The 26,698-nt window shown below is 63.9% G+C and carries 24 protein-coding genes; 22 read left to right on the top strand and 2 right to left on the bottom strand.

What is annotated here, in order from left to right; all coding sequences use genetic code 11:
* Nucleotides 1-28 precede the first annotated feature (28 nt).
* From ACQKRQ_RS15640 to ACQKRQ_RS15615, 6 genes are all read left to right on the top strand, one after another.
* Nucleotides 29-355, top strand: a complete 327-nt coding sequence (locus ACQKRQ_RS15640; protein ID WP_007182071.1) for a YbaB/EbfC family nucleoid-associated protein — start codon at nucleotides 29-31, stop codon at nucleotides 353-355.
* Between the two features lie 265 nt (nucleotides 356-620).
* Nucleotides 621-1,217: a recombination mediator RecR gene (recR, locus tag ACQKRQ_RS15635; protein WP_011488245.1), complete on the top strand. Its 597-nt coding sequence runs from the start codon at nucleotides 621-623 to the stop codon at nucleotides 1,215-1,217.
* A gap of 198 nt (nucleotides 1,218-1,415) precedes the next feature.
* Nucleotides 1,416-2,657 carry a CaiB/BaiF CoA transferase family protein gene (locus ACQKRQ_RS15630; RefSeq protein ID WP_427477997.1) on the top strand — a complete coding sequence of 414 codons (1,242 nt, stop codon included), beginning with the start codon at nucleotides 1,416-1,418 and terminating at the stop codon, nucleotides 2,655-2,657.
* Between the two features lie 74 nt (nucleotides 2,658-2,731).
* Entirely contained in the window at nucleotides 2,732-3,769 is a 1,038-nt protein-coding gene (locus ACQKRQ_RS15625; RefSeq protein WP_132374773.1) for an ABC transporter substrate-binding protein, read from the top strand.
* A gap of 112 nt (nucleotides 3,770-3,881) precedes the next feature.
* Nucleotides 3,882-4,694: an ABC transporter ATP-binding protein gene (locus tag ACQKRQ_RS15620; protein ID WP_427477995.1), complete on the top strand. Its 813-nt coding sequence runs from the start codon at nucleotides 3,882-3,884 to the stop codon at nucleotides 4,692-4,694.
* 58 nt (nucleotides 4,695-4,752) lie between these two features.
* Nucleotides 4,753-5,577, top strand: a complete 825-nt coding sequence (locus ACQKRQ_RS15615; RefSeq protein ID WP_132374771.1) for an ABC transporter permease — start codon at nucleotides 4,753-4,755, stop codon at nucleotides 5,575-5,577.
* A 114-nt stretch (nucleotides 5,578-5,691) separates the two neighbouring features.
* Here the strand turns inward: ACQKRQ_RS15615 and ACQKRQ_RS15610 are convergent, their stop codons facing one another.
* A complete protein-coding gene (locus ACQKRQ_RS15610; protein ID WP_427477993.1) occupies nucleotides 5,692-6,666 on the bottom strand; it encodes an NADPH:quinone oxidoreductase family protein in 975 nt (324 codons plus the stop codon).
* A gap of 224 nt (nucleotides 6,667-6,890) precedes the next feature.
* Here ACQKRQ_RS15610 and surE point away from each other — a divergent pair, with 224 nt between their 5' ends.
* The 6 genes from surE (at nucleotide 6,891) to rlmD (ending at nucleotide 13,100) form a co-directional block, all read left to right on the top strand.
* Nucleotides 6,891-7,649 (top strand): 5'/3'-nucleotidase SurE, encoded by a 759-nt coding sequence (gene surE, locus ACQKRQ_RS15605; protein WP_132374769.1) that lies wholly within the window; start codon nucleotides 6,891-6,893, stop codon nucleotides 7,647-7,649.
* Nucleotides 7,646-8,713: a protein-L-isoaspartate(D-aspartate) O-methyltransferase gene (locus ACQKRQ_RS15600; protein WP_132374768.1), complete on the top strand. Its 1,068-nt coding sequence runs from the start codon at nucleotides 7,646-7,648 to the stop codon at nucleotides 8,711-8,713. The genes surE and ACQKRQ_RS15600 overlap by 4 nt, the downstream gene beginning before the upstream one ends.
* Before the next feature lie 5 nt (nucleotides 8,714-8,718).
* A complete protein-coding gene (locus ACQKRQ_RS15595) occupies nucleotides 8,719-9,666 on the top strand; it encodes a peptidoglycan DD-metalloendopeptidase family protein (protein ID WP_427477990.1) in 948 nt (315 codons plus the stop codon).
* Nucleotides 9,667-9,682: 16 nt separating this feature from the next.
* The gene (rpoS, locus tag ACQKRQ_RS15590; protein WP_132374766.1) at nucleotides 9,683-10,765 is read left to right on the top strand and encodes an RNA polymerase sigma factor RpoS; all 1,083 of its coding nucleotides are present in this window, start codon (nucleotides 9,683-9,685) and stop codon (nucleotides 10,763-10,765) included.
* Between the two features lie 4 nt (nucleotides 10,766-10,769).
* A complete protein-coding gene (locus ACQKRQ_RS15585) occupies nucleotides 10,770-11,546 on the top strand; it encodes a 3'-5' exonuclease (protein WP_427477988.1) in 777 nt (258 codons plus the stop codon).
* Nucleotides 11,547-11,681: 135 nt separating this feature from the next.
* Nucleotides 11,682-13,100, top strand: coding sequence for a 23S rRNA (uracil(1939)-C(5))-methyltransferase RlmD (gene rlmD, locus ACQKRQ_RS15580; protein ID WP_427477986.1), 1,419 nt, complete (start codon nucleotides 11,682-11,684; stop codon nucleotides 13,098-13,100).
* 94 nt (nucleotides 13,101-13,194) lie between these two features.
* Here rlmD and ACQKRQ_RS15575 read toward each other — a convergent pair whose 3' ends face one another.
* On the bottom strand, nucleotides 13,195-14,055 hold the full coding sequence (locus tag ACQKRQ_RS15575) for an outer membrane protein assembly factor BamD (RefSeq protein ID WP_132374763.1): 861 nt from the start codon (nucleotides 14,053-14,055) through the stop codon (nucleotides 13,195-13,197).
* A gap of 38 nt (nucleotides 14,056-14,093) precedes the next feature.
* On the opposite strand from ACQKRQ_RS15575, the gene ACQKRQ_RS15570 reads away from it, so the two are divergent.
* The 10 genes from ACQKRQ_RS15570 (at nucleotide 14,094) to bktB (ending at nucleotide 26,685) form a co-directional block, all read left to right on the top strand.
* A complete protein-coding gene (locus tag ACQKRQ_RS15570) occupies nucleotides 14,094-15,371 on the top strand; it encodes an RluA family pseudouridine synthase (protein ID WP_427477984.1) in 1,278 nt (425 codons plus the stop codon).
* Entirely contained in the window at nucleotides 15,368-16,225 is an 858-nt protein-coding gene (gene pgeF, locus ACQKRQ_RS15565) for a peptidoglycan editing factor PgeF (RefSeq protein ID WP_427477982.1), read from the top strand. Before ACQKRQ_RS15570 ends, pgeF begins: the two co-directional genes overlap by 4 nt.
* 640 nt (nucleotides 16,226-16,865) lie before the next feature.
* A complete protein-coding gene (gene phaC, locus ACQKRQ_RS15560; RefSeq protein WP_427478350.1) occupies nucleotides 16,866-18,695 on the top strand; it encodes a class I poly(R)-hydroxyalkanoic acid synthase in 1,830 nt (609 codons plus the stop codon).
* 136 nt (nucleotides 18,696-18,831) lie between these two features.
* Nucleotides 18,832-20,013, top strand: a complete 1,182-nt coding sequence (locus ACQKRQ_RS15555) for an acetyl-CoA C-acetyltransferase (protein WP_132374760.1) — start codon at nucleotides 18,832-18,834, stop codon at nucleotides 20,011-20,013.
* 182 nt (nucleotides 20,014-20,195) lie between these two features.
* Nucleotides 20,196-20,936 carry a 3-ketoacyl-ACP reductase gene (locus tag ACQKRQ_RS15550; protein WP_132374759.1) on the top strand — a complete coding sequence of 247 codons (741 nt, stop codon included), beginning with the start codon at nucleotides 20,196-20,198 and terminating at the stop codon, nucleotides 20,934-20,936.
* A 132-nt stretch (nucleotides 20,937-21,068) separates the two neighbouring features.
* Nucleotides 21,069-21,698, top strand: a complete 630-nt coding sequence (gene phaR, locus ACQKRQ_RS15545; RefSeq protein WP_132374758.1) for a polyhydroxyalkanoate synthesis repressor PhaR — start codon at nucleotides 21,069-21,071, stop codon at nucleotides 21,696-21,698.
* A 291-nt stretch (nucleotides 21,699-21,989) separates the two neighbouring features.
* Nucleotides 21,990-23,012 carry a tRNA dihydrouridine synthase gene (locus tag ACQKRQ_RS15540; protein WP_427477980.1) on the top strand — a complete coding sequence of 341 codons (1,023 nt, stop codon included), beginning with the start codon at nucleotides 21,990-21,992 and terminating at the stop codon, nucleotides 23,010-23,012.
* Between the two features lie 81 nt (nucleotides 23,013-23,093).
* Nucleotides 23,094-24,479 (top strand): 30S ribosomal protein S12 methylthiotransferase RimO, encoded by a 1,386-nt coding sequence (rimO, locus tag ACQKRQ_RS15535; protein WP_427477978.1) that lies wholly within the window; start codon nucleotides 23,094-23,096, stop codon nucleotides 24,477-24,479.
* A 3-nt stretch (nucleotides 24,480-24,482) separates the two neighbouring features.
* Entirely contained in the window at nucleotides 24,483-25,433 is a 951-nt protein-coding gene (locus ACQKRQ_RS15530; protein ID WP_427477976.1) for a sugar kinase, read from the top strand.
* A gap of 67 nt (nucleotides 25,434-25,500) precedes the next feature.
* Nucleotides 25,501-26,685, top strand: a complete 1,185-nt coding sequence (gene bktB, locus ACQKRQ_RS15525; protein WP_427477974.1) for a beta-ketothiolase BktB — start codon at nucleotides 25,501-25,503, stop codon at nucleotides 26,683-26,685.
* Nucleotides 26,686-26,698 lie beyond the last annotated feature (13 nt).

Raw genomic sequence — 26,698 nt, 5'->3', positions numbered from 1 at the left:
TTTCACGCTATCAAGAAGGAGCATGTCCATGATGAAAGGCCAACTCGCCGGGCTGATGAAACAAGCCCAGCAGATGCAGGAAAACATGAAGAAGATGCAGGAGCAACTCGCGCTGATCGAAGTCGAGGGGCAGTCGGGCGCCGGTCTCGTGAAGGTGACGATGACCTGCAAGAACGACGTGCGCCGCGTATCGATCGACCCGAGCCTGCTCGCCGACGACAAGGACATGCTGGAAGACCTCGTCGCCGCTGCGTTCAACGACGCCGTGCGCAAGGCCGAAGCCACCGCCCAGGAAAAGATGGGCGGCATGACCTCGGGCCTGCCGCTGCCGCCGGGCTTCAAGCTGCCGTTCTGAACCAGGCCGCCGCAAGGCGGCGGGTCACGCGCCGTAGCTGCTGTCGCCGCGGCGTGAACGGAACGCGCGAATTGCGCACGCTGCATGTGCCGTCTGTGCGGCACTCGCTGCGCGCGTGTTCCGGCTGGACCCGCCCGGCCGTGGCTCGGCTGAAGTGCGCATCGCGCGCGCTTAACCGGGCCGTCGCCGGAATGATGTAAACCGATCGAATCAACCGCATCGCCACCCGGATAGCCGGACACTACCCACTTCGACGCCGATCCGCATGAAACAACCTTCCGCCTTGTCGGCGCTCGTCGAAGCGCTGCGCGCGCTGCCCGGTGTCGGGCCGAAGTCCGCGCAACGCATGGCGTACCACCTGATGCAGCACGACCGTGACGGCGCCGAAAAACTCGGCCGCTCGCTGCTGTTCGCCACCGAGCATCTGCAGCACTGCGAGAAGTGCAACACCTTTACCGAAGCGCAGATCTGCGAGGTCTGCCTCGATGAAGAGCGCGATCCCACCTTGCTGTGCGTCGTCGAGACGCCCGCCGACCAGATCATGCTCGAGCAGACCATGACCTATCGCGGCCTCTATTTCGTCTTGATGGGGCGCCTGAGTCCGCTCGACGGCATCGGTCCGAAGGAGATTCATTTCGACCGGCTGGTCAGACGCGCGTCGGATGGCGTCGTCAAGGAAGTCGTGCTCGCCACCAATTTCACCAACGAAGGCGAGGCGACCGCGCATTACCTCGGGCAGACGCTCAAGGCGCGCGGCCTCGCCGTTACGCGCCTCGCGCGCGGCGTGCCGGTGGGCGGCGAACTCGAGTATGTCGACGCCGGCACGATCGCCCGCGCCATGCTCGATCGTCGCTCGATGTAGAAGGCGCCCGCCGCACGGCAACGGGCGTCAGGATCGGAACGGCTTTGCATGGGGCGGGAGTAGGCGCTAAAGCGCCAACTCCCGCCGACAGCTTTGCATGGGGCAGGAGTAGGCGCTAAAGCGCCAACTCCTGCCGACAGCTTTGCATGGGGCGGGAGTAGGCGCTAAAGCGCCAACTCCCGCCGACAAAGGAGACACATGAGCGCTACCTCTGAATCAGGCGCGAGCGCCGCGCCTCAGGATAAAACCGGCCCGCTCGCCGGCGTCAAGGTGCTGGAACTCGGCACGCTGATCGCCGGCCCGTTCGCCGCGCGCTTTCTCGGCGAGTTCGGCGCCGAAGTCATCAAGATCGAAGATCCCAAGGGCGGCGACCCGCTGCGCAAGTGGCGCAAGCTCTATCCGGAAGTCGGCGGCACGTCGCTCTGGTGGGCCGTGCAGGCGCGCAACAAGAAATCCGTCACGATCAATCTGAAGGCCGAAGAGGGCAAGGAGATCGTGCGGCGCCTCGCGAAGGAAGCGGATATCGTCGTCGAAAATTTCCGGCCGGGTTTGCTGGAAAAACTCGGGCTCGGCTATGACGTGCTCTCTGCGGACAACCCCGGCCTCGTGATGGTGCGCCTGTCCGGCTACGGCCAGACCGGTCCGTATCGCGACCGGCCCGGTTTTGGCGCGATTGCCGAATCGATGGGCGGCCTGCGTCATATCACCGGCTATCCGGATTTGCCGCCGCCGCGCATCGGCATTTCGATCGGTGATTCGATTGCCGCGCTGCACGGCGTGATCGGCGCGCTGATGGCGCTGCATCACAAGCAGGTGAACGGCGGCAAGGGGCAGGTCGTCGACGTCGCGCTGTACGAGGCCGTCTTCAACATGATGGAAAGCGTGGTGCCCGAGTACGGCGTCTACGGCATGGTGCGCGAGCGCACCGGCGCGTCGCTGCCGGGGATCGTGCCGTCCAATACGTATCCGTGCCGCGACGGCAGCATCGTGATCGGCGGCAATAGCGATCCGATCTTCAAGCGCCTGATGATCGCCATTGAGCGCGAGGATCTCGCGAACGATCCGGCGCTCGCGCACAACGACGGCCGCGTGCCCCGCACCCGGGAAATCGACGGCGCGATCGCCGCGTGGCTCGCCACGCGCACCATCGACGAAGCCCTCGCGGTGCTGAATGCCGCCGACGTGCCGGTGGGCCGCATCTACAGCGTGGCGGACATGTTCACCGATCCGCAGTTCATGGCGCGTCAGATGATCCAGCGTTTCAAGTGGCAGGACGGTCAGGAAATCACGCTGCCGTCGGTTACGCCGAAGCTCTCCGCCACGCCGGGCGAGACGCGCTGGCTGGGCCCGGAACTGGGTGAACATACCGATGAAGTCCTGCAATCGCTAGGTTATGATGCAGACCACATTGCAAGGTTGCACGCGCAACAGATCGTTTGAGCAGCACACGCGGCGCCCACGAGCGCCGTGCTAAAAGATAAAACCGGACAACAAAAGTTTGGAGACTCGAGACCATGCAACGGAGAAGTTTTCTCGCCGGCACCGCCGCACTCGCGGGCGCTACGCTCGCCGCCACGCCACTCGCCTTCGCGCAGGGCAAACCTGAAACCACCAAGGTGGCGATCGCCGTCGGCGGCAAGAACCTGTTCTACTACTTGCCGCTCACCATCGCCGAGCGTCGCAACTACTTCAAGGACGAAGGGCTAGAGGTCGAAATTTCCGACTTCGCCGGCGGCTCGCAAGCGTTGAAGGCGGCGGTCGGCGGCAGCGCGGATGTGGTGTCCGGCGCGTTCGAGCATACCTTGCTGCTGCAGGCGCAAAAGCAGATGTTCCGCGAATTCGTCCTGCAGGGACGCGCGCCGCAGATCGTGCTCGCGGTGTCGAAGAAGACCATGCCGAACTACAAGTCGATCGCCGATCTGAAGGGCAAGAAAATCGGCGTGACCGCGCCGGGTTCGTCGACCTCGATCATGGCGAGCTTCGTGCTGGCAAAAGCCGGGCTGAGCGCGAAAGACGTCGCGTTTATCGGCGTGGGCGCGGGCGCCGGCGCGATCGCCGCGTTGCAGTCGGGGCAGATCGACGCGATCGCCAATCTCGACCCGGTCATGACCAAGCTCGAGCGCACCGGCGAGATTCGCGTGGTGTCGGACACGCGTACGCTTGCCGACACGCGCAGCGTCTTCGGTGGCGATATGCCGGCGGGCTGCCTGTACGCGTCGCAAAGCTTTATCACGAAGAATCCGAATACCACTCAGGCGCTGACCAATGCGATGGTGCGCGCGCTCAAGTGGCTGCAAACGGCGACCGGCAGCGAACTGATCAACACGGTGCCGGAAGGCTACCTGCTCGGCGACCGCGCGGTGTATCTGGACGCATGGCAGCACGTGAAGGAAGCGATGTCGCCCGATGGCCTGATGCCGGCGGACGGCCCCGCGACGTCGCTGAAGACCTTGCAGGCATTCGACCCGAACGTGCAGGGCAAGCCGATCGATCTGTCGAAGACGTGGACCAACGACTTCGTCAAGAAAGCGCTGACTACCGTCAAGGCTTAAGTTGAACGCGTGGACAGGGAGGCCGTGACGCGCGGCGTTTTCGCCCGGCCGCGGCCCCGCATGCCATGACGCGATCACCAACCCAATCCGATCTTTCGAAGCGAGCTGAACGATGACCGTTGCCGCACTGGCGCTCGACAACATCACCTGCACGTTCGCTGCGCGCGACAACCGCGCACAGCGCTACACAGCGGTGAAGGACACTACCTTGCGCATCGCACCGGGCGAGTTCGTCTCAGTGGTCGGCCCGACCGGCTGCGGTAAGTCCACGCTGCTCAATGTCGGCGCGGGTCTGCTGGGGCCGTCGTCGGGCACGGTCAGCGTGTTCGGCGAGCCGCTCAAGGGCATCAACCGGCGCGCCGGCTATATGTTCCAGGCCGACGCGTTGATGCCGTGGCGCTCGTCCATCGACAACGTCATGGCTGGTCTCGCGTTCCACGGCGTGCCGCCCGCCGAAGCCCGCATCAAAGCCGACGAGTGGTTAAAGCGCGTCGGGCTCGGCGGCTTTGGCGATCGCTATCCGCATCAACTGTCGGGCGGCATGCGCAAGCGCGTCGCGATGGCGCAGACGCTGATTCTCGATCCAGACATCATTCTGATGGACGAGCCGTTTTCGGCGCTCGATATCCAGACGCGTCAGTTGATGGAAAACGAGTTGCTCGACTTGTGGGCCGCCAAACGCAAAGCGGTGTTGTTCATCACGCACGATCTCGACGAAGCGATCGCCATGTCGGACCGCGTGGTGGTGCTCTCGGCCGGGCCGGGCACGCATCCGATCGGCGAGTTCACGATCGATTTGCCGCGTCCGCGCGACGTTGCTGAAATCCGTTCGCATCCGCGTTTCGTCGAGTTGCATGCGCAGATCTGGAGCGTGTTGCGCGACGAGGTGCTTAAAGGTTATCAGCAGCAACTCACTGCCGTTTAAACGCGTCACGTTTTTGCGTCACGTATTGGCCACTCAATCGTCCAAGGCAAACCGAGTCATGTGGAAGACGTTGCGCCCGAACCGGGCGAATCTGGTGATCTGGCAATGGCTGCTGCTCGTGCTGTGCTTCGTGCTCTGGTACGTGCTGACCAGCCCGACGCTGCTGCCGGCGTTCTATTTCGACGACCCCAACAAAGCCGCGTTCTTCTTCGGCGAGCCGCAGAAAGTGCTGCAGCGGATCTGGGAATGGTTCACGGGCGGCGAGATCTATCTGCACCTATGGATCACGCTGGTCGAAACCGTGCTCGCGTTCACGCTCGGCACGGCGCTCGGGCTCGGCGTCGGCTTGTGGCTCGCACTCTCGCCGCTCGCGAGCGCGCTGTTCGATCCGTACATCAAAGCCGCTAACTCGATGCCGCGCGTGATTCTCGCGCCGATCTTCGGCGTGTGGTTCGGGCTAGGCATCTGGTCGAAGGTGGCGCTTGGCGTCACGCTGGTGTTCTTTATCGTGTTCTTCAACGTCTATCAGGGCGTGAAGGAAGTCAGTCCGGTCGTGCTCGCCAACGCGCGCATGCTCGGCGCGAACGGCAAGCATTTGCTGCGCTTCGTCTATTTGCCGAGCGCGATGAGCTGGGTGTTTTCCAGCTTGCATACGTCGGTGGGGCTAGCGTTTGTCGGCTCGGTGGTGGGGGAGTATCTCGGCTCGGCGCGTGGCGTCGGCTATCTGATTTTGCAGGCCGAAGGCACCTTCGATATCAATACCGTGTTTGCGGGAATTCTGGTGCTAACCGCGTTCGCGCTGATTCTGGATGCGATCGTCGGCATCGGCGAGCGGCGCTTGATGAAGTGGCAACCGAAGACGGGCGATACGGAAAAGCTGTAGGTCGGCGCGGCGCGGGGTTGTAAAGCGCGAAGCTCAATAAAAAACGACGCGCCGGTGGAAAACCGCGCGTCGTTTCTTTTTGGCGCCGAGCAGAATGAATCGATCGCGCCAGGACTAAGGCGTCACCACCACCTTCCCGATCACACGACGCTCGGCCATATCCCGCAACGCGCGCCCGGTGTCCTCGAGCGAATAGCGCGCCGACACGTACGGCTTGAGCTTGCCTTCACCGATCCACCGCGTCATCTGTTGAAGCGCCGCGTGATTGTGCTGCGGTTCGCGCTTCGCAAAGTCGCCCCAAAACACGCCGACCAGACTCGCGCCTTTGAGCAGCGTCAGGTTGAGCGGCAGCTTCGGAATCTCGCCGTTGGCGAAGCCCACCACCAGATAACGCCCGCGCCAGCCGATGCTGCGAAACGCCGGCTCCGCATACACGCCGCCGACGGGATCGTAGATCACATCCGGGCCTTTGCCGTCGGTGAGCGCCTTGATGCGCTCGCGCAGGTCTTCGGTGCTGTAGTTGATGGTGGCGTCCGCGCCGTGCTCGACGCAGGTCGCGAGTTTCTCGTCGCTCGACGCCGCCGCGATCACGCGCGCGCCGAGCGCTTTGCCGATTTCGACGGCCGCTAGTCCGACGCCCCCGGCCGCACCGAGCACGAGCATCGTCTCGCCTGCTTGCAAGGCGCCGCGATCGACCACGGCGTGATGCGACGTGCCGTACGCCAGCGTGAACGCTGCCGCCAGCTCGAAGTCGACATCGTCCGCCAACGGCACGCAGGCCGCGGCGGACGCGAGCGCCTGCTCCGCGAAACCACCGTGGCCGGTGAAGGCGACCACGCGCGAGCCGGGCTTGAATTGCGTGACGCCGGCGCCGACCGCGCGCACCACGCCCGCGACTTCCGAGCCGGGCGTAAAGGGCAGAGGCGGTTTGAACTGGTATTTGTTCTCGATGATCAGCACGTCGGGAAAGTTGACGGCCGCGGCTTTGACGTCGATCACGATGTGGCCTGGCGGCGGCTCGAGGTCCGGCAGGTTTTCGACGACCAGGCTCTCCGGCGGCCCATATTGTTTACAGCGAATCGCGCGCATCGTGTCTCCATATCGATCAGGGGTTCGCAAGTATTCTGAGTGTAAAACAATCAGCACGACCGTGCGTTTTTATTGCTTCGCACGCGATCGGCAAATGCTCGATGCATGTCCGGCCGCGGACTCGCGCCAGCCTTTCACGATCCCGACGCGTGCGTGTTGCATACGTCGTGCGCACGGCCTGCCGTGTCGTTCGCGCGTCTTCTTTCCTCGGTTACAATCGCCGCATGCGAATCCTACTCAGTAACGACGACGGTTATCTGGCGCCCGGCCTTGCCGCGCTTTACGAAGCGCTCAAGCCGATCGCTGACGTCACCGTGATGGCACCCGAACAGAATTGCAGCGGCGCGTCGAATTCCCTGACGCTGTCGCGGCCGCTCTCGGTACTGCGCTCGGCCAATGGTTTCTATTACGTGAACGGCACGCCCACCGACTCGGTGCACATCGCGCTGACGGGCATGCTCGACCATACGCCGGACCTCGTGGTCTCGGGCATCAACAACGGTCAGAACATGGGCGAAGACACGCTCTATTCGGGCACCGTCGCGGCCGCCACCGAGGGCATCATGTTCGGTGTGCCGGCCATCGCCTTCTCGCTGGTCGACAAGGACTGGGTGCATCTCGACGACGCCGTGCGTGTCGCCGCTGAAATCGTCGCGCACTATCTCGAGCAGCCGTTGCCCGGGCATCCGCTTCTGAACGTCAACATTCCCAATCTGCCGTACGAGCAACTCGGCGACTGGCAGATCACGCGTCTCGGCAAACGGCATCCGTCGCAGCCGGTGATCCGCCAGACCAACCCGCGCGGCGAACCGATCTACTGGATCGGTCCGGCGGGCAGCGCGCGCGACGCGAGCGAAGGCACCGACTTTCACGCCATCGCCAACGGCCATGTGTCGATCACGCCGCTGCAACTCGACCTGACCCACACGCAAATGCTACCCGCGGCGCGCGACTGGGCACGCGCAGGCAGCGGCGCTTCATGAGCAGCGAGCGCGCCAAGCGCTTTCCGCTCGGCCTCGAGGACCTGGTGCGCGAACCACGCAGGCCCGAAGGACGCCCAGGCGAAATCCGCGCGGCGGCGCTGGCCGCGAGCGCGGCACTGAACGCGCGTCAGCAACCTGCGAAGAACGCGCCGCTCGGTTCCACGGGTAAGTCCCAATCCAAGCAGGCGAGGGCGCAGACCGCGGTGCAGATAAAGCCGCAAGCCAAGCCCTCGGCGGTGACGCCGCCGAAGCCGCTGGCCGCGCCTTCCGCCAAAGCACCGGTCAAGGCGCCACCTAAACCTGTCGTGCAGAGTTCGACCGCGCGTGCCGTGTCATCGTCGGCACCCACGCCGGCCAGGCCCGCTGCCCGATCCAACGAGCGCAGCGCCGCGCCGAATGTCGCCTTGAACGGCGCGATGGCACTGACGTCGGAACGGGTTCGCGAACGGATGGTCGAACGCCTGCGTGCGAACGGCGTGACCGATCAGCGCGTGTTGAACGCGATGTCGGTGGTGCCGCGCCACATGTTCGTCGACCCGGGTCTCGCGGTTCAGGCCTACGAAGATGCGGCCTTGCCGATCGGCCACCACCAGACGATCTCCAAGCCGTCGGTAGTCGCGCGGATGATCGAACTGGCCGCCGCCGGCCGCGCGCTGAACAACGTGCTCGAAATCGGCACCGGCTGCGGCTATCAGGCGGCCGTGCTGAGCCAGGTCGCGCGCGAGGTTTACTCGATCGAGCGCATCAAGCCGTTGTCCGAACGCGCGAAGACGAACTTACGTCCGCTGCGCATTCCGAACATCCGCTTGCACTATGGCGATGGGCGGTTGGGATTGCCGTCGGCGGCGCCGTTCGACGCGATCGTGATCGCCGCGGCGGGGCTCGACGTACCGCAAGCATTACTTGAACAACTCGCGATCGGCGGCCGTCTGGTCGCGCCGGTCGGCTCGCAGGACGGCCAGAACCAGGTGCTGACTCTGGTCGAGCGCCTCGGACCCGCGCAGTGGCGCGAGTCGCGGCTTGATCGCGTTTTCTTTGTACCCTTAAAATCCGGAGTGATTTGACACCGATGAGTATGTTGCGCGCGATGCAAAGAACCAGACTGAATGTCCCCATGACCGTAACCCAGCGTAGCGTGTGCGTGCTCGCCTTGTCCCTGTTGATGACGGCCTGTGCATCCCGGCTCGATCAGGCGCCGGTCGTCGACCGCTCCGGCGGCGGCGTGCTCACCACGCAAGGCGCGCAGCCAGCCGTGCCGCTCGGACCGCCGCCGCCGGGCTACTATCGCGTGAAGCCGGGCGACACGCTATACCGGATCGCGTTGGAGAACGGCCAGAACTACCGCGACATTTCGGCGTGGAACAATCTGACCAACCCGAATCAGATCGAAGTCGATCAGTTGCTGCGCGTCGTGCCGCCGGGAGCGAACACCGCGGCGATGACGCCGGGCGTGTCGACTGCGCCGATCGGCAGCGGTGGTGCGGTGCAAAGCGCACCGCTCGGCAGCACGCCGCCGTCGGCGACGGGTGGGACTGCTGGCGCCGCCGGCGTCGCTGCACCGCCGCTCTATGGATCCGCCACGAACAACGCGTCGCTGACGCCGCCGGCCAGCCCGGGTGCGGCCAGCGACTCGAACGCCGGCGCGTCCGGCAACGTCGCCTTCGCATGGCCGGTACGCGGACCGCTGCTCGGCACGTTCAACGATTCGACCAACAAGGGCGTGAATATCGGCGGCGCTGCGGGCGATCCGGTGAAGGCGTCGGCGGACGGTCGCGTCGTTTATGCAGGAAATGGGCTGCGTGGTTACGGCAATCTCATTATCATCAAGCATGATGCAACTTATCTCACGGCGTATGCACATAACCGCGCTTTGATGGTAAAAGAGGGAGACGCGGTAACGAAGGGGCAGAAGATCGCCGAGATGGGCAATAGCGATTCCGACCGTGTGATGTTGCATTTCGAAGTTCGCCGGCAGGGTAAACCTGTCGACCCACTGAAGTATTTGCCGCCGCAATAAGCGATACGATACGACCATGCCGAAATCGAAGCGCCGCCCACCGCAAGCCGAGTCTGAGACGATCAGCCACGCTATGTCCGCTTCGGTCGAAGAAAGCGGCGCTTCGGAAGTGGAAGAAGAGATCGCCGAGGAGCGCGATCTCGACGAACGCCAGGGCGGCGTGGATGAAGCCGGCGAGACCCGTGAAGGCGCGGCTGAAGCCGCGCCGGATGCGGACGATTTCCGCGCGCTGCTGCAAGCCGAGCTGACGGCGGACACGATTCAGCACTACCTGAACCGTATCAGCGTCAAGCCGCTCCTGACCGTCGAGGAAGAGCAGAAATATTCGCGTCTTGCCAAGGCAGGCGAGTTCGAAGCGCGGCAGGTCATGATCGAGCGCAATCTGCGGCTCGTCGTCAGTATCGCCAAGGGTTATCTGAATCGCGGCGTGCCACTGCTCGATCTGATCGAGGAAGGCAATCTCGGCCTGATGCACGCCATCGAAAAATTCGATCCGACGCGCGGCTTCCGGTTTTCTACTTACGCCACGTGGTGGATCCGCCAGAGTATCGAGCGCGCCATCATGAACCAGGCGCGCACCGTCCGTTTGCCGGTGCACGTGATTCGTGAGCTCAACCAGGTGCTGCGCGCCAAGCGCCATCTGGAAAAAAATTCGATGAATTCCGGCGAGGCCGCCGAGCGCCGCGACGCCAGCATCGACGACATCGCCTATCTGACCGGCAAGACCACCGACGAAGTCACCGACATCCTCGCGCTGAACGAGCACACCGCGTCGCTCGACGCGCCGCTCGATCTCGATCCGGCGAGCAGCCTGCTCGATCTGCTGTCGGACGACCAGAGCCAGTCGCCGGATGCCGAAGTGCAGCACCGCGAACTGGAAACGCTTACACGCGCGTGGCTCGCTCGCCTGTCGGACAAGCATCGTCATGTGATCGAGCGCCGCTTCGGCCTGAATCACATCGAACCCGCCACGCTCGAAGAGCTGGCCGACGAAATGGGCCTCACGCGCGAGCGTGTGCGCCAGATCCAACAGGAAGCGCTCGTGCGGTTGAAGCGCTTCTTCGCCTCCAATGGTGTTCGGAAGGACGCCGTTCTATAACCTGATGACACCGATTCTTGTATTCGACATCGAGACGATTCCCGATGTCGCCGGCATTCGCCGCCTCGAAGATTTGCCTGCCACCTTGAGTGACGCCGAAGTCGCCGAGCATGCGTTCGCCGCGCGCCGCGAAAAAACCGGTAACGATTTCCTGCCGCACCATCTGCAACGGATCGCGGCGATTTCCTGCGTGTTCCGCGACAACAACGGTTTCCGCGTACGCTCGCTCGGCACGCTGGAAGACGGCGAAGCGGCGCTGGTGCAGTCGTTCTATCGCGTAATCGAGAAGTACACACCGCAACTCGTGTCGTGGAACGGCGGCGGCTTCGACCTGCCGGTGTTGAACTACCGGGCGCTCGTCAACGGTATTCCCGCCTACAAGTTCTGGGATCTCGGCGAGGACGACCGCGAGTTCAAGTGGAACAACTACATCAGCCGCTATCACGCGCGTCATACGGATCTGATGGACGTGCTCGCCATGTACCAGGCGCGCGCCAACGCGCCGCTCGACGCGCTCGCCAAGATGTGCGGCTTCCCCGGCAAAATGGGCATGGGCGGCAGCCAGGTGTGGCACGCGTACCAGCAAGGGCGCATCGAGGAAATCCGCAATTACTGCGAGACCGACGTCGTCAACACGTACTTGCTCTATTGCCGCTTCCAACTGATCCGCGGCGCGTTTTCGCCCGCGGAGTATGCTGATGAGATCAACCTGGTCAAGAACGCACTGGCGCTGGAAACGGCGCCGCAATGGGCCGAGTATCTGGCGGCATTCGATCAGTAAGGTTGTACGGGGAGGGGGCGACGCCGTCTGACTGGCCAGCGCGTGCAGCGGCCGTTGCCGCCGTGCCGAATGATGGCGCGGCGCGGCGCTTCGTCTACAATCTCGCCTTTCCCCAAGTTTGTCAGGAAGTCGCAGGTGTCCCGAACTGCCCCCCATCGCCGCGCGCCGAAGCGCTACAAGACGCCCCCGCCCGCGCCGGCACACGTCGTCACCGGCAACGAGCCGGTCATCGAAATCGTTTCGCTCGATATGGAAGCGCGCGGCGTTGGCCGCACCGAGACCGACGACGGTACGCCCGGCAAGGTGATCTTTGTCGAAGGCGCGTTGCCCGGCGAGCGCGTCAGCTATTCGACGCATCGCAGCAAGCCCAAATTCGAGCAGGCCGAAGTGGTTCAGGTGTTCCGCGAAAGCGTGATGCGCACCAAGCCGAAATGCACTTACTTCGATATCTGCGGCGGCTGTTCGATGCAGCATCTCGACATCCGCGCTCAGGTGGCGGTCAAGCAGCGCGTGCTCGAAGACAACCTGCAGCATCTGGCGAAGCTGCGCCCGGAAACGGTGTTCCGGCCGATTCACGGGCCGTCCTGGGGTTATCGCTACCGTGCGCGTCTGGCAGTGCGTTTTCTGCCGGAAAAGGGCGGCATGCGGATCGGCTTCCACGAGAAGAAGAGCAGCTACATCGCCGACATGAAGACCTGCGAAGTGCTGCCGCCGCATGTGTCGGCCATGCTGATGCCGCTGCGTTTCATGGTTCGCAAGCTGTCGATCTACGATCGTATGCCGCAGCTCGAACTGGCGGTCGGCTCGTCGGTCACGGCGCTGGTGGTGCGCAATCTCGAGCCCATCACGGCCGCGGACGAGCAGGTGCTGCGCGATTTCGCCGACGAGCACAAGGTGCAGTTCTGGCTGCAGCCGGGCGGCCCGGACACGGTCACGCCGTTCTATCCGCTCGACGTGGAACTCGACTACATGCTGCCGGAATACGGCATTCGCATGCCGTTCAAGCCGACCGACTTCACCCAGGTGAATCACGCCATCAACCGCGTGCTGGTGAGCCGCGCGTTGCGGTTGCTGGCGCCCGCGCACACGGATCGCGTGCTCGATCTGTTCTGCGGGATCGGTAACTTCACGCTGCCGCTCGCGCGGATCTCGAAGGAAGTCGTGGGCATTGAAGGCAGCGAGGTGCTGACCTCGCGCGCGCTGGCCAATGCCGAGCTGAATGGCGTGGCGGGGCATACGTCGTTTGCGTGCCGCAACCTGTTCGACATCACCGCCGACGACCTGCGCGCGCTCGGCCACTTCGACAAGTTCCTCATCGACCCGCCGCGCGAGGGCGCGCTAGCCGTCGCCAAGGCGCTGGTGGAGATCGCGCAGAGCGGCAATGGGCCGCTGCCGAAGCGCATCGTCTACGTGTCGTGCGCGCCGGCGACGCTCGCCCGCGATGCCGGCCTGCTCGTGCACGAGGCGGGCTACCGGCTGGTGGGTGCGGGCGTGGTCAACATGTTCCCGCACACGTCGCATGTGGAGTCGATTGCGTTGTTCGAGCGGGATTGAGTCGCGCCGCGGCAAAGTAAGGCGCAAACAAAAACGCCACGACGGAAGTCGTGGCGTTTTCTATTTCCGGCTGATTTTCAGCGAGTCGCGTGGCTTAGAACTGCCACCACGACTTTTCCTTACCCGGCCTTGCATGCCCCGTGATGTACGGGCTGTCGGGGAAGGTGCCGGCCAGCACGCGCTTCGTGTCGTCGGCCAGTTGCGGCTGGTTCAGCTTCTCATACGACAGCATCATGATGTGCAGTGCGTCTTCGATAGCCGGTGCGTTCTTGTATTGCGTGAGCGCCAGTTGCGCGCGGTTGATCGCCGCGACGTAGGCGCCACGGCGGTAGTAGTAATCCGCCGCGTGGACTTCGTGCGACGCCAGCGCGTTGACGATATAGCGCATGCGCTGCGCGGCGTCCGGCGCATACTTGCTGTTCGGGTACTTGTCCACCACGACCTTGAAGGCGTCGTACGACTCGCGCAGCGACTTCGGGTCGCGCTCGCTCATGTCCTGGCCGGAGAAGCGGCCGAACAGGCCGAGGTCGTCGTTGAAGTGGATCATGCCCTTCAGGTAGTACGCATAAGCGATGTCCGGATGATCCGGGTGCAGCTGGATGAAGCGGTCGATAGCCTGGTCGGCGGCGGCGTTTTCGTTGTCTTTCCAGTTGCAGTACGCAACGTTGATCTGCGCCTGCTGGGCGAAGTGGCCGAACGGATCGCGACCTTCGAGCATTTCGAAGTACTTGGCGCACTTGCCGAAGTCACCACCGCTCAGGGCGTCGTTCGCCTCCGTATATAATTTGTTGTTGTTCCACGTTGCCGTCTCGTCGGTCTTTTCCGGCAGGCCGTGGCAAGCCGCGACAACGGCGACGGCTGCGGCGCACGCAATGTATCCGGCCACTTTCCGGGCCGCCTTCTTGATGGCCGCCAAATTGATCGCCGCTTTAGTGATGGTGTTCAAGGCTCGCATTTTCCAGTCTAGCTTTACGTCCAGGTGACCCAGACTCAATGACCCGCTCAAATACTCCAGGCGCCGCAACCGGCGCCGGGAATAGCAACAAAGATTATAGCGTAAGCGCTGACCCCTCCGACGCGTTGGGCGTCGATTCCCTCGACGACGATCTCGGCAGCGACGCGCTCGGCGCCGCCGTTCTGCCCAGCCACGTGCCGACCGTGGCGAGCCGCGTGGCGGACGAGACGCCGCGCAGCGTCGTGGTGCCCGACGAGATGGCCGGCGAACGTCTCGACAAGGTGCTCGCGCGGGTTTTTCCCGAGTTCTCGCGCAACCGTCTGCAGAGCTGGATCGAGGCTGAGCGCGTGCGGATCGACGGCAAGCCCGCGAAAATCCGCCAGCCCGTGCCGCTCGGCGCGACCATCGAGCTCGTGCCCGATCTGCTGCCGGAGCAGCTCGCGTTCACGCCGGAGCCGGTGCCGCTCGAAATCGTCTATGAAGACGACACCCTGGTGGTCATCAACAAGCCGGCCGGCATGGTGGTGCATCCGGCGGCCGGCAACTGGAGCGGCACCGTGCTCAACGGTCTGCTGTATCGCTATGGCGACGCGGCGGCGGGCCTGCCGCGCGCGGGCATCGTGCACCGGCTCGACAAGGAAACCTCCGGCCTGATGGTGGTGGCGCGCACGCTCGAGGCGCAGACCGACCTCGTGCGGCAGTTGCAGGCGCGCACGGTGAAGCGCCGCTATCTCGCGCTGGTGTGGGGCAACATGCCCGAAGAAGGCACGATCGACGCCCCGATCGGCCGCGATCCGCGCGAACGCACGCGCATGGCGGTGGTGACGAGCGCTTCGGGCAAGCCGGCGCGCACGCATTTCCGGCGTGTCGATTCGGCGATCTGGCAGCGTCAGCCGGTCACCGCGATTCATTGCGATCTGGAAACCGGGCGCACCCATCAGATTCGTGTCCATTGCGCGCACATCGGTCATCCGCTGCTCGGCGACCCGGTGTACGGGCGCGCCCGCGGCAAGCGCTCGGTCACGCCGCTGCCTGACGGGTTCGCGCGCCAGGCGCTGCATGCATGGCGCCTCGGTCTGATCCATCCGCAGACCGGCCGCACGATGCAATGGCGCGCCGATGTGCCGGCCGACATGGAAGCGCTGTCGGCGGCGCTCGGCCTCGGCCGCGACGACGCGGGCGAGTTCGACGAGACGTACTACGAGGAAGACGACTACGATGCGTCGCTCGACGAGGACGCCGATGAAGACGGCGCACTCGAACACGACGAAGCCGACAACGAAGCCGATGAACACGACGAGGACGATCACCCATGAATGTGCTCGAGCTGAGCTTTGCCGATGTCGTGCAGCCCGCATGGAATGTCTCGCCGCGCGTGCGTGCGCTCGTCACCACGCGTGACGGCGGCGTGAGCGAAGCGCCGTTTGGCCGCTGGCAGGACGGCGTGGACTTGCCGGGTGGCCTGAATCTGGGCATGAAATCGGGCGACGATCTGGCCGCGGTCGCGGCCAACCGCACGCGTCTGCTGAAGCTGGCCGGCGTGAGCGAGGCCGCGTGGCTCGAACAGATTCATGGCGCTGTCATTGTGCGAGCGGAAGACGTGCTCGCACAGGCGCATGCGAACGGCACGCCGACGCGCGCCGATGCCAGCGTCACGGATCGTCCCGGCACCGTGTGCGTGGTGATGGTGGCCGATTGCATGCCGGTGCTGTTCTGCGACGAAGCCGGCCGCGCGGTCGGCGCGGCGCACGCGGGGTGGCGCGGGCTGGCGGCGGGCATCGTCGAACAGACGGCGCAGCGCGTCGCCGAACTTGCCGGCGTGGAGGTGGGCGCACTGCACGCTTATCTCGGTCCGTCGATCGGTCCTGATGCCTTTGAAGTCGGTGCAGACGTGCGTGACGCCTTCATGAACGGCGTCGGCGCCGCACAACGCGATGTCACTGCGAACGCCTTCGTCGAGCATCCGCACAATCCAGGCAAATATCTCGCCGATCTCCCGGCGCTGGCGCGTTTGCGTCTGCACCGGCTCGGCGTGACGCGCATTGTCGGTGGCGATCTCTGCACGGTCACGCAACGTGAGCGTTTCTATTCCTATCGCCGCGATCGCGAGACCGGCCGCATGGCCGCGTTGATCTGGCTGGACGATCAGGCGCAGTCGATTGCGGACTAGCTTCCGACGCGCATCGCGCGCGGCCATTTTTCTGCGGAATGCAAGGCACGTGTGCCCGCATCACGACGTCCACATGGGCGAGACGTCCTGTATGCGGGCATGCTTGTCTGAGCATTGCCACGGCTCGCATGCCCCTTGCACACGAACACACGTATGAGGGTTTGTTCGGAGAAGCACGGGCGTTTTTGCTGCGCTGCCGGAATTCCCGACGCTGGCGTAAATCTGCCGCCAAAACTGTCTGCCCGCGAACGGATAAATGCACATAAGCCCATGCAATTTGGGAGCTTTTTTCGTTCGCGTGCGTCTCGAATCACGCAGGTTCCAAAAGCGCGTTCTTCTACACAGGGAAAACGATAATTAAAAAACTATCGCACTGCGGCAAAATCGGGAACAAGCATTGACATGCCTTGCGATGGGGAGCAAGAATGTTCCTCACGGCTCCTCGTACAAGGGACAGGGCGTGACGAGGTCGCGAGCATTTGCTCACGTGCGCACGAACCTGCCTCTCAACCCGTCCGCAAGGACTTACCGGTCAAAAGCAGGTATGGCAGCTTCACATTCCTCAGCTTCCCCCAGCACGGACTCCTCGACGGAGCACACGCAGCAGGCCGGTACGAGCGGTGCAACACCGGCCGCAGGCATGCAGCAGTTTCTCGACGCCTGGATGAACGCATGGCGTTCGCTCGGCACATCGCCTGGCGGTAGCGGCATGCCTTTCGCGATGCCTCAGATGCCGCTGCAAATGCCTCAAATGAGTCTGCCGCAGGGTTTCCCTCAAATGCCGTCGTTTCCCGGCATGCCGGACTTCAGCAAACTGGCGGCGGGATCGATGCCCGGCATGCCGTCCTTCGCAGGTCTGAGCATACCGAGCGCGGCCATTCCCTCCGAGCGTCTACAGAAACTACAGGCTGACTATTCGCGCGAGGCAATGGATCTGATCCAGCAAGCCACCACGTCCGCGACTAAGGCGCCCCAACTCAAAGACCGCCGCTTCAGCTCCGACGCATGGAGTTCGGCGCCGGCCTATGCATTCACCGCCGCGTGGTATCTGTTGAACGCGCGCTATCTGCAGGAAATGGTCGACGCGCTCGACACGGAACCTAAGGTGCGCGAGCGCATCCGTTTCGCTGTCCAGCAGTGGACCGCGGCGGCCTCGCCGAGCAACTTCTTCGCGTTGAATCCGGAAGCCCAAAAAACCTTGCTGGACAGCAAGGGCGAGAGCCTGCGCCAGGGTGTGATGAACCTGCTCGGCGACTTGCAGCGCGGCAAGATCTCGCAGACCGACGAATCGGGTTTCGTGGTCGGTGAAAATCTCGCGAACACCGAAGGCTCGGTCGTGTTCGAAAACGACCTGATGCAGGTGATCCAGTACAAGCCGCGCACGGCGACCGTGCGTGAGCGGCCGCTTCTCATCGTGCCGCCTTGCATCAACAAGTTCTACATTCTCGATCTGCAGCCGGAGAATTCGCTGGTCGCTCACGGGCTCGATTCGGGGCACCAGGTGTTCCTGATTTCGTGGCGCAATGCCGATCAATCGATCGCGCATAAAACGTGGGACGACTACATCGGCGAGGGTGTGCTCACCGCCATCGATACGGTGAGCAAGATCAGTGGGCGCGAGCAGATCAATACGCTCGGTTTCTGCGTCGGCGGCACGATGCTCGCCGCGGCGCTGGCGGTGGCCGCCGCGCGCGGCGAACATCCGGCCGCCTCCATGACGCTGCTTACCGCCATGCTCGATTTTTCGGACACGGGCGTGCTCGACGTGTTTGTCGACGAGGCGCACGTGCAGATGCGGGAGCAGACCATCGGCGGCAAGAACGGTACGCCGCCGGGGCTGATGCGCGGCATCGAGTTCGCCAACACGTTCTCGTTCCTGCGCCCGAACGATCTGGTGTGGAACTACGTCGTCGACAATTACCTCAAAGGGCGCACACCGGTGCCGTTCGACCTGCTGTACTGGAACAGCGACTCGACCAGCCTGCCGGGCCCGATGTACGTCTGGTATCTGCGCAACACGTATCTCGAGAATCGTCTGCGCGAGCCGGGTGCGTTGACCACGTGCGGCGAGCCGATCGATCTATCGAAGATCGATGTGCCCACCTTCATCTACGGTTCACGCGAAGACCATATCGTGCCGTGGCAAACGGCGTACGCGTCGGTGCCGCTTCTCAACGGGCCGTTGAAGTTCGTGCTCGGCGCTTCGGGTCACATCGCCGGTGTGATCAATCCGCCCGCGAAGAAAAAGCGCAATTTCTGGATGCTGGACGGCGACGTCAAGACGCTGCCGGAGAACCCGGAAGAATGGCTCGATCAGGCTACCGAAGTCCCTGGCAGCTGGTGGCCCGAATGGACCACCTGGCTCGATCAGTACGGTGGCAAGAAGGTGAAGCCGCGCGCCACGGCCGGCTCGGCTGACTTCCCGGTGATCGAACCGGCGCCGGGGCGTTATGTGCGGCAACGAGAGTAGGTTCGAGCGCGCTTCATGGCGCGGTTGTTTGCGGTGTGAATGAGCGTCTGATTGAGTTAGGGCGTGATTAAGAGCAACGAGATTTTTAACTTGACGGGCAGCGGCGCATGCGGCCGACCGCCCGGAGGATATGGAAATGACTGATGTTGTGATCGTATCGGCCGCCCGTACGGCAGTAGGCAAATTCGGTGGGTCGCTGGCGAAGATCGCCGCGCCCGAACTCGGCGCCACGGTGATTCGCGCCGTACTCGAGCGGGCTGGCTTGAAGCCCGAGCAGGTGAGCGAAGTGATCCTGGGTCAGGTGTTGACGGCAGGGTCGGGCCAGAATCCGGCGCGTCAGTCGCTGATCAAAGCGGGCTTGCCCACGGCTGTGCCCGGCATGACGATCAACGTGGTGTGCGGCTCGGGTCTGAAGGCCGTGATGCTCGCGGCCAACGCCATCATCGCGGGTGACGCGGATATCGTGGTGGCCGGCGGTCAGGAGAACATGAGCGCGGCGCCGCACGTGCTGCCGGGCTCGCGCGACGGGTTCCGCATGGGCGACGCAAAGCTGATCGACTCGATGATCGTCGACGGCCTGTGGGACGTCTACAACCAGTACCACATGGGCGTGACGGCGGAGAACGTCGCCAAGGAATACGGCATCACGCGCGAGCAGCAGGACACGTTCGCGGCGTTGTCGCAGAACAAGGCGGAAGCCGCACAAAAGTCGGGCCGTTTCGACGACGAAATCGTGCCGGTCGAAATTCCGCAACGCAAGGGCGAGCCGCTGCGTTTCGCCACCGACGAGTTCGTGCGTCATGGCGTGACGGCCGAATCGCTAGCGGGCCTGAAGCCGGCGTTCTCGAAGGAAGGCTCGGTGACGGCGGCCAATGCGTCGGGTCTGAACGACGGTGCGGCGGCGGTGCTGGTGATGTCGGCGAAGAAGGCCGAAGCGCTCGGCCTCAAGCCGCTCGCGCGCATCAAGGCTTACGCCACCTCGGGTCTGGATCCGAAGGTGATGGGCATGGGCCCGGTGCCGGCCTCGCGCCGCTGTCTCGAACGCGCGGGCTGGACGCCGGCCGATCTGGACCTGATGGAAATCAACGAAGCGTTTGCCGCACAGGCGTGCGCCGTGAATCAGCAGATGGGCTGGGACACGTCGAAGATCAACGTGAACGGCGGCGCGATTGCAATCGGTCACCCGATCGGCGCATCCGGCTGCCGGATTCTCGTCACGCTGCTGCACGAAATGCAGAAGCGCGATGCGAAGAAGGGTCTGGCGTCGCTGTGCATCGGCGGTGGCATGGGTGTGGCGCTGGCGCTCGAGCGCGCCTGAGCAAGGGCGCGTGGCGGGCGCCGCGGGCGTCGGCCACGCGTCGAACGGAACGTTGTCGCGCGCTGTGGCGCGCGGTCAGCGGAGGCCTCGTCAGCCGGTCGCCCGGCGGCAGCGGAGATGAAGCACAGGCGAGGGAAGAGGCAGCCAGTCGGCGCCTCGAAAACGATAACGGAGTGTAGTTTATGACACAGCGAATTGCGTACGTAACGGGCGGGATGGGTGGCATCGGCACGAGCATTTGCCAGCGGCTGCACAAAGAGGGCTTCAGGGTCGTCGCGGGCTGCGGCCCGAACTCGCCGCGCCGCGTGAAGTGGCTCGAAGAGCAGAAGGCCCTGGGCTTCGATTTCGTCGCGTCAGAAGGTAATGTTGGGGATTGGGAATCGACCAAGAGCGCGTTCGACAAGGTCAAGGCCGAAGTCGGCGAGATCGACGTGCTGGTGAACAATGCCGGCATTACGCGCGACGTCGTGTTCCGCAAGATGACGCACGAAGACTGGACGGCGGTGATCGACACCAACCTGACCAGCCTCTTCAACGTCACCAAGCAGGTGATCGACGGCATGGTCGAGCGTGGCTTTGGCCGCATCATCAACATTTCGTCGGTGAACGGCCAGAAGGGCCAGTTCGGCCAGACCAACTATTCGACCGCGAAGGCCGGCATTCACGGCTTCACGATGTCGCTGGCGCAGGAAGTGGCCACCAAGGGCGTGACGGTCAACACCGTGTCGCCGGGCTACATCGGCACCGATATGGTCAAGTCGATCCGCCCCGACGTGCTGGAAAAGATCGTCGCGACGATTCCGGTGCGCCGTCTCGGCCAGCCGGACGAAATCGGCTCGATCGTGGCATGGCTGGCATCGGATGAATCGGGTTTCTCCACGGGCGCTGATTTTTCGCTGAACGGCGGTTTGCATATGGGCTGAGTCAGCGGCGCGCCGCTCACAAGGCAGCGCGCTTCGGCTCAGATGGTTCGGCGGCGTCTCGACTGCGCAATAGCCCGATTGCGCAGCCGCATGACGCCGTTTCCGCGCTTAACTTGCGCTCAAAGGCGTTACATGACCACTACTACAAAGAAAACAGCCGAACGACTGATCAAGAAATATCCGAATCGTCGGCTCTACGATACCGAGACAAGCACGTACATCACGCTGACGGACGTCAAACAGCTCGTGTTGGATCAGGAGGATTTCAAGGTCATCGATGCGAAGAGCAACGAGGATCTGACGCGCGCCATCCTGTTGCAGATCATTCTCGAAGAGGAGAGCGGCGGCTTGCCGATGTTCTCGTCGTCGATGCTCTCGCAGATCATCCGTTTCTACGGTCATGCCATGCAGGGCATGATGGGCACGTACTTGGAAAAGAACATCCAGGCCTTCATCGACATTCAGGCGAAGCTCGCCGACCAGTCGAAGAATCTGTACGAAGGCAAGGCCATGAACCCCGAGGTCTGGTCGCAGTTCATGAACATGCAGGCGCCGATGATGCAGGGCATGATGACCAGCTATATCGAGCAGTCGAAGAACATGTTCGTGCAGATGCAGGAGCAGATGCAGAACCAGGCGAAGTCGATGTTCGCCACGTTCCCGTTTACGCCGGGTGGTGCGGTCAACGCGGCCAATCCCGGGAATGCGCCGGCCAATCCGCAAAGTAATCCGGAAGTCAATCCGGAGCCGGAGAAGAAGTAAGGGCGGCAAGGGCGTTCGGGCGAGCGGGGTTTCCCGGCGGTGGGCGCCGCCGGGGCACGGCCCCGGAGCCCTGACGCGTCGGCAGCTCAGCCTTTGCGATGGGGCCAGGTGGCCTGGCGGCGGCCGGCTGGTGCCGACGCGGTACAATCGCCACCTGCGTGTGTGGGGCATTTTCCTCGGAGAGGGCGCTCTGGCCGCCAACTCCAACCCCATTCCGACGGCCGAACGCATGTTTCATGGATGTCCCACCTATCCTCAGGGAAAGCGCCACCTCCCGGCGCCCATTCCTGCATGAGCCGGCTCTATCTCGCGCCGATGGAAGGCCTCGCGGACTACGTATTGCGTGACGTGCTGACCGGCATCGGCGGATTCGACGGATGCGTGTCCGAGTTCGTCCGCGTGACGGGCTCCCTGCTTCCGAGCCGCGTCTACGAGCGCGAAGCGCCCGAAGTGCTCGATGGAGCCCACACTCCCAGCGGCACGCCGATGGTGATCCAACTGCTCGGCAGCGATCGCGAATGGATGGCCCTGAATGCCGCCCACGCGGCCACTTTGTCGCCACATGGAATCGACCTGAACTTCGGATGTCCCGCCAAGGTCGTGAATCAGCACGGCGGCGGAGCCATGCTGCTGGCCGACCCTGAACAACTGAACCGGATCGTGTCCGCCGTTCGCGCCGCGGTGCCTGCCGGCATCGCCGTGACGGCAAAAATGCGGCTCGGCGTGTCCGACACCTCGCTGGCGATCGATTGCGCCACGGCGCTGGCGGAAGGCGGTGCGGCCTCGCTCGTCGTGCATGCAAGAACGCGCGATCACGGCTACCGGCCGCCCGCGCATTGGGAGTGGATCGCGCGTATCGATGCCACTGTGGACGTGCCTGTCGTCGCGAATGGAGAAGTCTGGACGGTGGCCGACTGGGAGCGCTGCCGCGCGGTCAGCGGTTGCGCGGACGTGATGATCGGGCGCGGCGCCGTATCGGACCCTTTCCTGGCGCTGAGGATACGCGGACTGATGGATCGCTCGCCATCCGACGGGGAATGGCAGCACGTGCTTGGTCACGTCGCCGGTTATCTGCGGAAATTGCAGGACCGTGTCGGCTCCCGGCACGAGCACGGACGCGTCAAAAAGTGGCTCAGCTACCTGCAGCGCACCTGGCCGCAGGCGGCCGAGCTGCATGCGGCGATCCGCAGAGTGCATGATTCGCACGAAATCCTGCAAGTGATCGAACGCGCTTTGAGCGTCGGCCAATTAATGGCGACACATCAATCCGCGCGCGTCGGCCGACTCGACCCGGCGGACGCCGCAGTCGTTTGAGGGCGAATATTCAAAGACTTACGAGCGGCAGCCTTGGCGAACCGCTACAATTCAGGGTTTAACGTCTTCAAGCGGTCCCCCATGTCTGCCACCCCCCCGATTGCCCCGACTGCCACGCCGAAGGTCGGCTTTGTGTCGCTCGGCTGCCCGAAAGCCCTGGTCGATTCCGAGCAGATCATCACCCAACTGCGCGCCGAAGGTTACGAGATTTCCGGCACGTACGACGGCGCGGACCTCGTGGTCGTCAACACCTGCGGCTTCATCGACGAAGCGGTGCAGGAAAGTCTCGACGCGATCGGCGAAGCGCTCAACGAAAATGGCAAGGTGATCGTGACCGGGTGTCTCGGCGCCAAGAAGAGCGCGAGCGGCTCGGGGCTGATCGAAGAAGTGCATCCGAAGGTGCTGGCCGTGACCGGCCCGCACGCGCTGGGCGAAGTGATGCAGCATGTGCACACCCATCTGCCGAAGCCGCACGATCCGTTCGTCGACCTGGTGCCGGCTGCGGGCGTGAAGCTTACGCCGCGTCATTACGCGTACCTGAAGATTTCCGAAGGCTGCAATCACCGCTGCACGTTCTGCATCATCCCGTCCATGCGCGGCGACCTCGTGTCGCGTCCCGTCGCCGACGTGATGCTCGAAGCGGAGAATCTCTTCAAGTCGGGCGTGAAGGAACTGCTGGTGATTTCGCAGGACACGAGCGCCTATGGCGTCGACGTCAAATACCGCACGGGTTTCTGGAACGGCAAGCCGATCAAGACGCGCATGACCGATCTGGTCGGCGCGCTCGGCGAACTCGCCGCGCAATACGGCGCGTGGGTGCGTCTGCATTACGTGTATCCGTATCCGAGTGTCGACGAAGTCATTCCGATGATGGCCGAAGGTCCGTACAAAGGCCACGTGCTGCCGTACCTCGACGTGCCGTTCCAGCACGCGCATCCGGAAGTGTTGAAGCGCATGAAGCGCCCGGCCAACGCCGAGAAGGTGATGGAGCGCGTGAAGAAATGGCGCGAGATGTGCCCGGATCTGACTATTCGCAGCACGTTCATCGCCGGCTTCCCCGGTGAGACGGAAGAGCAATTCCAGACGCTGCTCGATTTCATCCGCGAGGCGGAACTGGATCGCGTCGGCTGCTTTGCCTATTCGCCGGTCGAAGGCGCGACGGCCAACGAACTTGACGGCGCATTGCCCGACGAAGTGCGCGAAGAGCGCCGCGCGCGTTTCATGGAAGTCGCAGAAGAAGTGTCGGCCAAGCGTATCGCGAAAAAGGTCGGCAAGACGCTGAAGGTGCTGGTCGATGAGATCAACGCGGACGGCGGCATCGGCCGCACCGCGGCTGACGCGCCGGAGATCGACGGCGTCGTGTATATCGCGCCGGCCGTCAAGGCGTCCAAACGCTACAAGGTCGGCGATTTCGTGTCGGTGAGGATTACCGGCGCCGACGGTCACGACCTGTGGGGCGAGGTTTAATCGATGACGGTGAGCACGGCCGCAGTGCCGCAAGCCCGGCACCCCGAGATCCTCGCGCTCGGCGAGGCGATGATCGAATTCAACCAGTCGGCGAAAGACCAGCCGAACTATCTACAAGGCTTCGGCGGCGATACGTCGAACTTCTGTATCGCGGCCGCACGTCAAGGCGCGCAGACTGGTTTCGTGTCCGCGGTCGGCGCGGATCACTTCGGGCGTTTGCTGGTCGATCTGTGGGAACGTGAACAGGTGGACACGTCGCTGGTGCGCGTCGATCCGCAGGCGCCCACTGGCGTCTATTTCGTGTCGCACGGTCCGAATGGCCACGCGTTCGATTATCTGCGCGCCGGCTCGGCCGCGAGCCGCTATGCGCCGCACGATCTGCCGCTCGACGCGATCGCCGCGGCCAAGGTGATTCATCTGTCCGGCATCAGCCTCGCGATCAGCCTGAGCGCTTGCGACGCGGCGCTCGAAGCGATCGCGCATGCGCGCGCCAACGGCGTTCGCGTGAGCTTCGACACCAATCTGCGTCTGAAGCTGTGGCCACTCGCGCGGGCGCGCGCGGTGATGCTCGAAGCCATCCGCCAGACGGACATCTGCCTGCCAAGCTGGGACGACGTCACCGACCTCACCGGCTTGACCGGCCGTGATGAGATTGTCGATTTCCTGCTGTCGCAGGGTCCGAGCGTCGTTGCGCTGAAGCTCGGCAAAGAGGGCTCGTATATCGCGACGCCGAACGAGCGGCGCGTCGTGCCGGGCCACGTCGTCAATGCCGTCGACGCAACCGGCGCGGGCGACTGCTTCGGTGGCGCGTTCATCGCGCGCATCGTCGCGGGTGACGATCCATTCGCCGCGGCGCGTTATGCGAACGTCGCCGCGGCGCTGTCCACGCAAGGCTACGGCGCGGTGGCGCCGATTCCTTCGCGCGCGACAGTCGAACAACTTCTGGCGGGCTGAACACGCGCGCTATGGAGCGCGGCCCGCCGAGGCAAGATCATCTTAGAGACTGGAAGAGGAGCGAGCGATGCAACGGGACGTAGTGGTGGTAAGCGGTGTGCGTACGGCAATCGGCGGTTTCGGCGGCAGTCTGAAGGATTTTTCGCCGACCGATCTCGGCGCACGCGTCGTGCGTGAAGTGCTGGCGCGGGCCAACGTATCGGGCGACGAAATCGGCCACGTGGTGTTCGGCAACGTCGTGCATACCGAGCCGAAAGACATGTACCTGGCGCGTGTGGCCGCGATCAACGGCGGCGTCGCGCAACATGCGCCGGCGTTGACCGTGAACCGTTTGTGCGGCTCCGGCCTGCAGGCCATCGTTTCGGCCGCGCAAAGCGTGCTGCTCGGCGACGCCGATATCGCGATCGGCGGCGGCGCGGAAAACATGAGCCGCGCGCCTTACTCCATGCCGGCCGCGCGCTTCGGTCAGCGCATGGGCGATGCGCGCCTCGTCGACATGATGGTCGGCGCGCTGAACGACCCGTTCCAGTCGATCCATATGGGCGTGACCGCCGAGAACGTCGCGCGCAAATACGACATCTCGCGCGAAGCACAGGACGCGCTCGCCCTCGAATCGCATCGCCGCGCGGCCAACGCGATCACGAGCGGCTACTTCAAGCAACAGATCCTGCCGATCACGATCCCGTCGAAGAAAGGCGACGTCGTATTCGACACGGACGAACACGCGCGCATGAACGCATCGGCGGAAGACTTCTCGAAGCTCAAGCCGGTGTTCGCGAAGGAAAACGGCACAGTGACGGCCGGCAACGCGTCGGGCATCAACGACGCGGCCGCGGCCGTCGTGCTGATGGAGCGCAGCGTCGCCGAACAGCGCGGCATCAAGCCGCTGGCGCGGCTGGTGTCTTACGCGCATGCCGGCGTCGATCCCGCGTATATGGGCATCGGTCCGGTGCCGGCCACCCGCAAGGCGCTCGAACGCGCCGGGCTGACCGTTGCCGACCTCGACGTGATCGAGGCCAACGAAGCGTTCGCCGCTCAGGCCTGCGCGGTCAGCAAGGAACTGGGCTTCGATCCGGCCAAGGTCAATCCGAACGGCTCGGGCATTTCGCTCGGCCATCCGATCGGCGCGACCGGCGCGCTCATCACCGTCAAGGCGCTGTACGAACTGCAACGGATCGGCGGGCGTTATGCGCTGGTCACGATGTGTATCGGCGGCGGGCAAGGCATCGCGGCGATCTTCGAACGGATCTGATGCGCGGCATGTC

Source organism: Paraburkholderia sp. NPDC080076 (assembly GCF_050281145.1).
GTDB lineage: Bacteria > Pseudomonadota > Gammaproteobacteria > Burkholderiales > Burkholderiaceae > Paraburkholderia.
This window is presented reverse-complemented; position numbering and strand designations above follow the sequence as displayed.